Genomic DNA, 654 nt, shown 5'->3' with positions numbered 1-654 from the left:
GATTAAGATGGGATTAATCACCAAAGAGAACCGTTTGGGTGTGAACAACGGCAAGGGGAACACCTCGAACCTTTACTACCTGACTTTAGATACCCCTGTGTCATCAGAAAGCATAGCCCCCTGTGCCGTCAAAAAGCATAGGGTTATGTCGTCAAAAAGCACAGGGCTATGCCAGCAGGTGGCACCCCCTATGCCGTCAGAAAGCACACCCCCTGTGTCACCTGATGGCACCAGAACCAGTCACTCTCTTGAACCTGTCATTGAACCAAAAGAAAAACCCCCTATAGCCCCCCAGAGCGAACAACCTCAGGCGGACATATCGGGCATGGCTGGGGAAGTGCTGGATTTTTTGAATGAGAAAATCAACGGCAAGACACCGAAGCGTGTCAGCACCCTGTTAGAAATCACTGAGCGCCTGGCTGAAGGTAACACCGTGGACGAACTGAAGCTGGTGGCAGAACACCGCGCAAGCCTGCTGCTGAACAATCCAGCAATGGGGCACATGCTCAGCGCCAAGATGATTTTTGACCCGGTACGTTTTGGCGGATATCTGGCAGCGGCTAACACCTGGAATAACCAGCGCACTCGCAAAGCAGCAATGGCCGATGCAGTGGAGCAACAACGTCAGGATCCGCCTGTTGGTGATATCCCCGA

General features: G+C 52.8%; 1 pseudogene. It reads left to right on the top strand.

Annotation, left to right across the window (positions count from 1 at the left end):
• Window positions 1-145: 145 nt before the first annotated feature.
• Window positions 146-654 (top strand): annotated as a pseudogene (locus tag AC2FC2_RS26935) (hypothetical protein); the annotation flags it as partial.

It is taken from the genome of Serratia sp. CoH_122_TC_1, assembly GCF_058191755.1.
Note: the sequence above shows the minus strand (reverse complement) of the source record. Positions and strands in the feature narration are given on the sequence as shown.